We start from the raw sequence: 7,683 nt of genomic DNA, 5'->3' as shown, positions 1-7,683 counted from the left end.
TGGGGGCGGCCGCCGCTGCGGGGCGCGGCCCGTGTGCCGGGGCGGGGGGCGGGGTGGGGTTGGTTGTCGGGTGGTCGTCCACGTGGCGCACCTTATGCGGGGCGGAGGGGTGGTGGGGGTGGGGCGGGGTGGGGGAGGGGGGAGGGGGCCCCGCCCCGGCGCTGGCACAATGCGGGGATTGTTCCGGTTGGACCGAAGGAGAGCCGCATGACACAGGTGAAGCTGACCACTAATCGCGGGGACATCGTGCTGGCGCTCGATGCGGAGAAGGCGCCGCAGACGGTGGCGAACTTCGTCCAGTACGTCGAGGACGGGCACTACGACGGGACGATCTTCCACCGCGTCATCGACAACTTCATGGTGCAGGGCGGCGGTTTCGACGCGAAGATGGTGCAGCGTCCGACGCGGGCCGCCGTGCCGAACGAGGCGGACAACGGGCTGAAGAACGACACGTACACCGTGGCGATGGCCCGGACGAACGACCCGCACTCCGCGACGGCGCAGTTCTTCGTCAACGTCGCGGACAACGACTTCCTCAACCACAGCGGCAAGAACCCGCAGGGCTGGGGGTACGCGGTCTTCGGCCAGGTCGTCGAGGGGCGGGACGTGGTTGACGAGATCAAGGTGGTGCCGACCGGGATCAAGAACGGGATGCGGGACGTGCCGAAGAACGATGTCGTCATCGAGCGGGCCGAGATCGTCGGCTGACGGCGGTTCACCTCGCGTTGAACGGCGCGGCAGGGGCGGGCGGGCGCGGGTGCCTGTCCGCCCCTCGGCGTTCCGGGCCGGCCTTCGCCGCGTACGGGCCTCCGGCGTTCCCGGGCCTCACGGCTTCCGGCCCCTCCCGCGTTCCCGGCGCCCGTCGCTGTTACTGGCCGCCCCGCCATTCCGCGGGAACTGCCCGGCGCCCGTCCACCCGCGCACCCCGGCCCCCAGCCCCCTACCGCCGGTAACAAGTCCCGTCCGACCCCTACCCATGAGTACGGGTCTGTTCTACGCTCCGATCGTGCCAGTGATTGCTGGCAGCATCGTCGGGAGAGTGCGGGAGGCGGCTCGATGGCGAAGTCGATGGCGGAGACAAGCAGCGGCACCCATGTGCGGGTGGCCGTGGTCGGTTCGGGGTTCGGGGGGCTCGGCGCTGCCGTGCGGCTGCGGCGCGAGGGGGTGACCGACTTCGTCGTCCTGGAGCGTTCCGGCTCCGTCGGCGGGACCTGGCGCGACAACACGTATCCGGGCTGCGCCTGTGACGTGCCCTCGCACCTGTACTCCTTCTCCTTCGCGCCCAACCCCGAGTGGCCGCGCACCTTTTCGGGGCAGCCGCACATCCGCGCCTACCTGGAGCGCGTCGCCGACACCTTCGGCCTCCGCCCGCACCTGCGCTTCGACAGCGAGGTGCGGCGCATGCGCTGGGACGGCGAGCGGATGCGCTGGGAGCTGGACACGGCCTCGGGCCCGTACACCGCCGACATCGTCGTCTCGGCGACAGGGCCGCTCTCCGACCCGAAGATCCCGGACATCCCGGGGCTCGACACCTTCCCCGGGAAGGTCTTCCACTCGGCGCGCTGGGACCACGACTACGAACTGCGCGGCAAGCGCGTCGCGATGATCGGCACGGGCGCCTCGGCGATCCAGATCGTGCCCGCGATCCAGCCCGAGGTCGAGCGGCTCACGCTCTTCCAGCGCACACCCCCCTGGGTCATGCCCCGGATGGACCGCGAGGTCAGCGGCCTGGAGCGGCGCTTGCACCGCGCGCTGCCCTTCACGACGGCCGCCCGTCGCGCCGCGCTGTGGGGCATCCGCGAACTCCAGGTGCAGGCGTTCACGAAGCGGCCCGACGAACTCGGGCTCGTGGAACGGCTCGCGAAGGCGAACATGCACCGGTCCGTCAAGGACCCCGCGACGCGCGCGAAACTGACGCCCTCGTACCGCATCGGGTGCAAGCGCATCCTGCTCTCCAGCACCTACTACCCCGCCCTCGCGCGGCCGAATGTGGACCTCGTCGCCTCCGGGCTCAGCGAGATCAGGGGCAACACTCTGGTCGCCGCCGACGGTACGACCGCCGAGGCCGACGCGATCGTCTTCGGCACGGGCTTCCACGTGACGGACATGCCCATCGCCGAACGCGTCGTCGGCGCCGAAGGGCACACGCTCGCCGAGAGCTGGAAGGACGGCATGGCCGCGCTGCGCGGCGCGACCGCGAGCGGCTTCCCGAACTTCATGACCGTCATCGGCCCCAACACCGGGCTCGGCAACTCCTCGATGATCCTCATGATCGAGGCCCAGCTGAACTACCTCGCCGACTACCTCCGCCAGCTCGACGTGCTCGGCCCGGGGAGCGCGCTCGACCCCCGCCCCGCCTCGGTCGACGCCTGGAACGAGCGCGTCCAGACCCGTATGGAGCGCACGGTGTGGAACACCGGCGGGTGCACGAGCTGGTACCTCGACGCCTCCGGGCGCAACACGACCATCTGGCCCGGTACGACGGCCGAGTTCCGCGCCGCGACCCGGCGCGTGGACCTCTTGGAGTACGACGTGCTGCGGCCCCCGCGCGCGGTCACGGCGCCGGAACCGACCCCGGACACGAAGGAGGTGGCGGCCGCGTGAGCCCGCTGCTCGCCCACCCCGGCCACGCCGTGCGCGGTACGTACGTGCCGCCCGCGCCCGTACGCGAACCGCGCGTCGTCTCGGCGGACGGCTCGCTCGTGCACGTCGAGGTCTTCGGGCCCGAGGACGCGCCCGCCGTCGTGCTCGCGCACGGCTGGACGTGCTCGATCGCCTTCTGGGCCGCGCAGATCCGCGCGCTCGCCCCCGACCACCGCGTCATCGCCTACGACCAGCGCGGCCACGGCCGCAGCCCCGCGCCGCCCGGCCCCCTCGGCTACAGCCCGAAGGCGCTCGCCGACGACCTCGAAGCGGTCTTGGAAGCGACCCTCGCGCCCGGTGAACCCGCCGTCCTCGCCGGGCACTCCATGGGCGGCATGACCTTCATGGCCGCCGCCGCGCGCCCCGCCTTCCGCGAGCACGCCGCCGCCGTGCTGCTCTGCTCCACCGGTCCGGCCCGGCTCGTGGGCGAGGCGACCGTCCTCCCGCTGCCGAAGAGCCCCCTGCGCAGGCGGCTCACCGGCGCGGTGCTCGGGGCGCGCGCGCCGCTCGGGCCCGTCACGCCGCTCGGCAAGAAGGTGCTCAAGTACGGCGTGATGGGGCCGGGGGCGAGCCCGGAGCAGGTCGACGCCTGCGCCCGGATCGTGCACGCCTGCCCGACCCCGGTGCGCCACGGCTGGTCGCGCGTCCTCGACCTCTTCGACGAGGAGGCGGGGCTGCGCGCCATCGAGGCGCCCACGGCCGTCGTCGTCGGCTCCGCCGACAAGCTCACGCCGCCCGTGCACGCCCGCCTCATGGACGAGGCGCTGCCGCACTCCCTCGGCCTCACGACCCTGCCGGGCCTCGGCCACATGACGCCGATCGAGGGCCCGGCGGCGGTGACGGCGGCGATACGGGACCTGGTGACGACGTACGTGGCGAACGCGGACGCGGCACGGGCGGACACCGTGGGCGCGAAGGCGGTACGGGCGGACGCGGTACGGGCGGACGTCGGCGCGCCCGCCGAGGAGCCCCCCGCCGAAACCCCGCCCGCCCCGACCACCCCCTCCCGCACCGCGAAGACCGCCACCAAGCCCCCCGGCGCCAAGCCTCCCGCCACCAAGCGCCCCGCCAAGCCCGCCGAGGAGTCCGCATGAGCACTCAGCCGCCCGGTACCGGCCGCACCCTCACCTCGCGCTCCGAGCGCCGTCGCCGCCCCGGCCCCCTGGAGGGACAGGTCGCCGTCGTCACCGGGGCCGCGCGCGGGGTCGGCGAACTGCTCGCCCGCAAGCTCTCCGCGCACGGGGTCCGCGTCGCGCTCGTGGGGCTGGAGCCCGAGGCGCTCAAGGACCTGTCCACACGGCTGTACGCGGACAGCGACCACTGGTACGCGGACGTGACCGACCAGGCCGCGATGACGCGGGTCGCCGCCGAGGTGAAGGAACGTTTCGGGAAGGTCGACATCGTCGTCGCCAACGCCGGGGTCGCGACCGGGGGCCCGTTCATGGACTCCGACCCCGACTCCTGGCGGCGCGTGATCGAGGTGAACCTCCTCGGCGCGGCGGCGACCGCGCGCGCCTTCCTGCCGCTGCTCGCCGAGAGCCGGGGCTACCTGCTCCAGGTCGCCTCGCTCGCCGCCGTCACCCCGGCCCCGATGATGAGCGCGTACTGCGCGTCGAAGTCCGGCGTCGAGGCGTACGCGCACTGCCTGCGCGCCGAGGTCGGGCACCTCGGCGTGAAGGTCGGCGTGGCCTATCTGAGCTGGACCGACACCGACATGGTGCGCGGCGCGGACCAGGACGACGTCATGCGCGAACTGCGCGCCCGGCTGCCGTGGCCCGCCAACAAGACGTACCCGCTGAGCCCGGCCGTGGACCGCATCCTGCACGGCATCGAGCGGCGCTCGGCGCACGTGTACGGACAGTGGTGGCTGCGGCACATGCAGTCGGTACGGGGCGCGCTGCCGATGCTCATCGGGACGGTCGGCGCGCACGAGGTGGCCCGGTACGGGGAGCGGCTCGCGCAGGTGCCGAAGGGCCTGGTGGGGGCCGGTGGGGCGGCCGACGAGCGGAGCAGGGGCGGCGGCGCCTGATCGACATGCGAGGCCGGTCCGCCCGTGCCAGGCTGGGACGGGGCGTTCGTCAGGGGCGCCCCCTTCTCTTCCCCCACGCCTCTTGAGGAGTGAGAGCTACATGGGCATCAAGGACCAGTTCCAGGACAAGGCCGATCAGCTCAAGCAGAAGGCGAAGGACGCGAAGGACCAGGCGTCCGAGAAGTCGTCCGACGCCTCGGACCAGGCCCGCGACACAGGCCAGGACAAGGCCGACGACCTGCGGGGGAAGATGGGCCACGACGACGACAAGTGACACGGACCCGCGCGGCGCGTGAGCGCGCGGGTGCTGACCGGAGGGCGGTGGCGGGCCGGAAACGGCCGCCGCCGCCCTCCTCACGTGCGTGCGGGCACTCTCGTGCGTGCGGGCACCGAGGCCCGTGCGGGCACCGAGGCCCAGCCCGCCCCCTAAGCCGGCTCCGGCGCCGCCCCCTGTCCCCGTTCCGCCGACTCCGGCCCCGCCGCCTCCCGCCCCGCCGAGGCCCCTCGCCTCGCCGACGCCTCCCGGCCCGGCAGTTCCGGGCGGGCCCGGTCCGGGACGGTCGCCACCGTCGGGGGTTCCGCCGGGGGCTGGGAGCGCAGGAGTTCCAGGGCGAGCGAGACCGCGTCGTCGAGCTGGGCGTGGCGGCCCTCGGCCCAGTCGAGGGGGGTGCGCAGGGCCGGGACGTCGGGGTCGACGCCGTGGTTCTCGACGCCCCAGCCGTACGCGTCGAACCACGCCGCGTTCATCGGGACCGTCACCACCGTGCCGTCGATGAGCCGGTGGCGGCCGGTCATCCCGACGACGCCGCCCCAGGTCCGCTGCCCCACGACGGGCCCCAGGCCGAGGAGTTTGATCGCGGCCGTGATCATGTCGCCGTCCGAGGACGTGGCCTCGTCGGCGAGCGCGACGAGCGGGCCGCGCGGGGCGTTCGACGCGTACGAGACGGGCATGGCGTCGCGCGTGAGGTCCCAGCCGATGATGCGGCGCGTCAGCTTCTCCAGGACGAGTTCGCTGATGTTGCCGCCCGCGTTGCCGCGCACGTCGACGATGAGCGCGGGCATCGACATCTCCAGGCGCAGATCGCGGTTGAACTGCGCCCAGCCCGAGCCGCCGAGGTCGGGGATGTGCAGGTAGCCGCACTGCCCGTCGCTCAACTCCCGCACCACCGCGCGCCGTTTGGCGACCCAGTCGTGGTAGCGCAGCGCGCGCTCGTCGACGAGCGGGAGGACGGCGACGCGGCGCGGCGGGCCGCCACCGGCGGCGGCGAAGGTCAGCTCGACGCTGGTGCCGGCCGCGCCCGACAGGAGCGGCGCGGGGCCGGTGACGGGGTCGACGGGGCGCCCGTCGACGTGCGTGAGGACGGCGCCCTCGCGGATGCCGGTACCGGCGAGCGGGGAGCGGGCGCGCGGGTCGGAGGACTCGCCGGGCAGGATGCGCCGCAGCTCCCAGGCCCCGTCGCGGCGGGCGAAGTCGGCGCCGAGGAGGCCCTGCGCGCGCTGGTAGTGGGGCGGGCCCTCGCTGCGGCGGGCGGCGGTGACGTACGCGTGCGAGGTGCCGAGTTCGCCGTACGCCTCGCGGAGCAGGTCGGCGAACTCGTCGGGCGAGGCGACGCGGTCCAGGAGCGGGCGGTACTGGTCGAGCACGCCGTCCCAGTCGATGTTGCTGAGGCCGGGGTCCCAGAAGTAGGCGCGGATGACGCGCCCGGCCTCGTCGTACGCCTGCCGCCACTCGGCGGGCGGGTCGACCTCGTGGAGGACGCGGCGCAGGTCGATGTACGAGGTGCCCGCGTCGTCGGGCAGGTCGTTGGCGGGGACGGCGCGCAGCTCGCCGTCGTCCACGACGACGAGGCGGCTGCCGTCGCCGCTGACGGCGAAGGCGTCCAGGTGGTCGACGAGCTGGGTGCGGCGGGCGCGGGCGGGGTCGAAGTGTTCGAGCGTGGGGCGGGTGGAGGTGTCGGCGGGGTTGGCGAAGGTCTGGCCGAGCGCGCCGGAGATGGGCCAGCGCAGCCACACGACGCCGCCGCCCGCGACGGGGCAGAGCGAGGAGTACTTCGAGGCGGGGACGGGGAAGGGCGTGACGCGGCTCGCGAGCCCCTCCGCCTCGACGATGACGACGCCCTCGTACCCCGGGGCGCGGTCGTCCGGGTCCAGTCCGCCGGCCGCCGGGCGGCCGTCCGCGCTGAGCGCGAAGGGCGAGGGGGTCGCCGAGGAGAGCGTGACGAGGTGGGGGCGGCAGCCGAGCGGGAAGGAGAGGTCGCCGGTGTGCACGTCGTAGACGGGGTCGAAGCCGCGCCAGGAGAGGAAGGCGAGGTAGCGGCCGTCGCGCGTGAAGACGGGGTTCTCGTCCTCGAACCGGCCGTCCGTCACGTCGATGAGCGAGAACGGCCCGTCCCCCTCGCCGATCCGCGCGAGCTTGATCTGCCGCAGACTCCGCCCGACCCCCGGGTGCGACCACGCGAGCCACGCCCCGTCGGGCGAGAAGGCGAGATCCCGCACGGGCCCGTTGAACGACCGCACGACCTCGACGACACGGGCCTCGGGCGGCTCGTGAGCCTCGGAGGCGGCGGCCTCACCGGCCCCACCGGCCTGAGCGCTCTCACCGGTCTCAACGGCCTCGGCATCCGCCCCGCTCTCCGCAGCGGCCTCCGCAGTCGGCTCCGCAGCGGCCTCCCCAACCGCCTCCCCAACCGCCTCCGCCACCCCGCCGGGAGTGCTCGCGGGCGGCACCACCAGCAGCAACCGCCCGTCGTGCGTCGCGACCGCGAGCCGGTCGCCCTTCGGCGAGGCGACCAGTTCCTCGACGAGCCCGAGCCGCCCGTGCGCCCAGCGCCGCACCGGGCCCGGGGTGCCCGCGCGGGGCAGTGGGGCGATCTCGATGCCGTCGGCGCCGCCCGCGTCGCTCACGTACGCGACCGAGGCCCCGCCCCCGTACAGCACCGGCATCCGCACCCGCACCCCCGGCGTGTCCGCGAGGGTGCGGGCCGGGCCGTCGCGGTGCGTGAGCCAGTAGA

Annotated in this window: 6 protein-coding genes; 5 read left to right on the top strand and 1 reads right to left on the bottom strand. The window is 74.3% G+C overall.

Going from position 1 to position 7,683, the window contains the following annotated elements; all coding sequences use genetic code 11:
• Positions 1–207 precede the first annotated feature (207 nt).
• The 5 genes from G3I42_RS24075 (at position 208) to G3I42_RS37080 (ending at position 4,946) form a co-directional block, all read left to right on the top strand.
• Entirely contained in the window at positions 208–708 is a 501-nt protein-coding gene (locus G3I42_RS24075; protein ID WP_164289213.1) for a peptidylprolyl isomerase, read from the top strand.
• Between the two features lie 360 nt (positions 709–1,068).
• Entirely contained in the window at positions 1,069–2,604 is a 1,536-nt protein-coding gene (locus G3I42_RS24070; RefSeq protein ID WP_164289215.1) for an NAD(P)/FAD-dependent oxidoreductase, read from the top strand.
• A gap of 29 nt (positions 2,605–2,633) precedes the next feature.
• Positions 2,634–3,737 (top strand): alpha/beta hydrolase, encoded by a 1,104-nt coding sequence (locus G3I42_RS24065; protein WP_343244645.1) that lies wholly within the window; start codon positions 2,634–2,636, stop codon positions 3,735–3,737.
• A gap of 68 nt (positions 3,738–3,805) precedes the next feature.
• Positions 3,806–4,672: an SDR family oxidoreductase gene (locus G3I42_RS24060; protein ID WP_203607249.1), complete on the top strand. Its 867-nt coding sequence runs from the start codon at positions 3,806–3,808 to the stop codon at positions 4,670–4,672.
• A 100-nt stretch (positions 4,673–4,772) separates the two neighbouring features.
• Positions 4,773–4,946, top strand: a complete 174-nt coding sequence (locus G3I42_RS37080; RefSeq protein WP_203607248.1) for a hypothetical protein — start codon at positions 4,773–4,775, stop codon at positions 4,944–4,946.
• A 152-nt stretch (positions 4,947–5,098) separates the two neighbouring features.
• Here the strand turns inward: G3I42_RS37080 and G3I42_RS24055 are convergent.
• Positions 5,099–7,683 (bottom strand): S41 family peptidase (locus G3I42_RS24055; RefSeq protein ID WP_239096635.1); only part of this gene is annotated, 2,585 nt, incomplete at its 5' end.

Source organism: Streptomyces sp. SID11385, from assembly GCF_010548245.1.
Lineage (GTDB): Bacteria > Actinomycetota > Actinomycetes > Streptomycetales > Streptomycetaceae > Streptomyces.
Note: the sequence above shows the minus strand (reverse complement) of the source record. Positions and strands in the feature narration are given on the sequence as shown.

What these genes read in the sequence shown, in the direction of transcription:
- G3I42_RS24075 (WP_164289213.1), top strand. Translation starts at nt 208, where the DNA reads ATGACACAGGTGAAGCTGACCACTAATCGCGGGGACATCGTGCTGGCG.
- G3I42_RS24070 (WP_164289215.1), top strand. Translation starts at nt 1,069, where the DNA reads ATGGCGGAGACAAGCAGCGGCACCCATGTGCGGGTGGCCGTGGTCGGT.
- G3I42_RS37080 (WP_203607248.1), top strand. Translation starts at nt 4,773, where the DNA reads ATGGGCATCAAGGACCAGTTCCAGGACAAGGCCGATCAGCTCAAGCAG.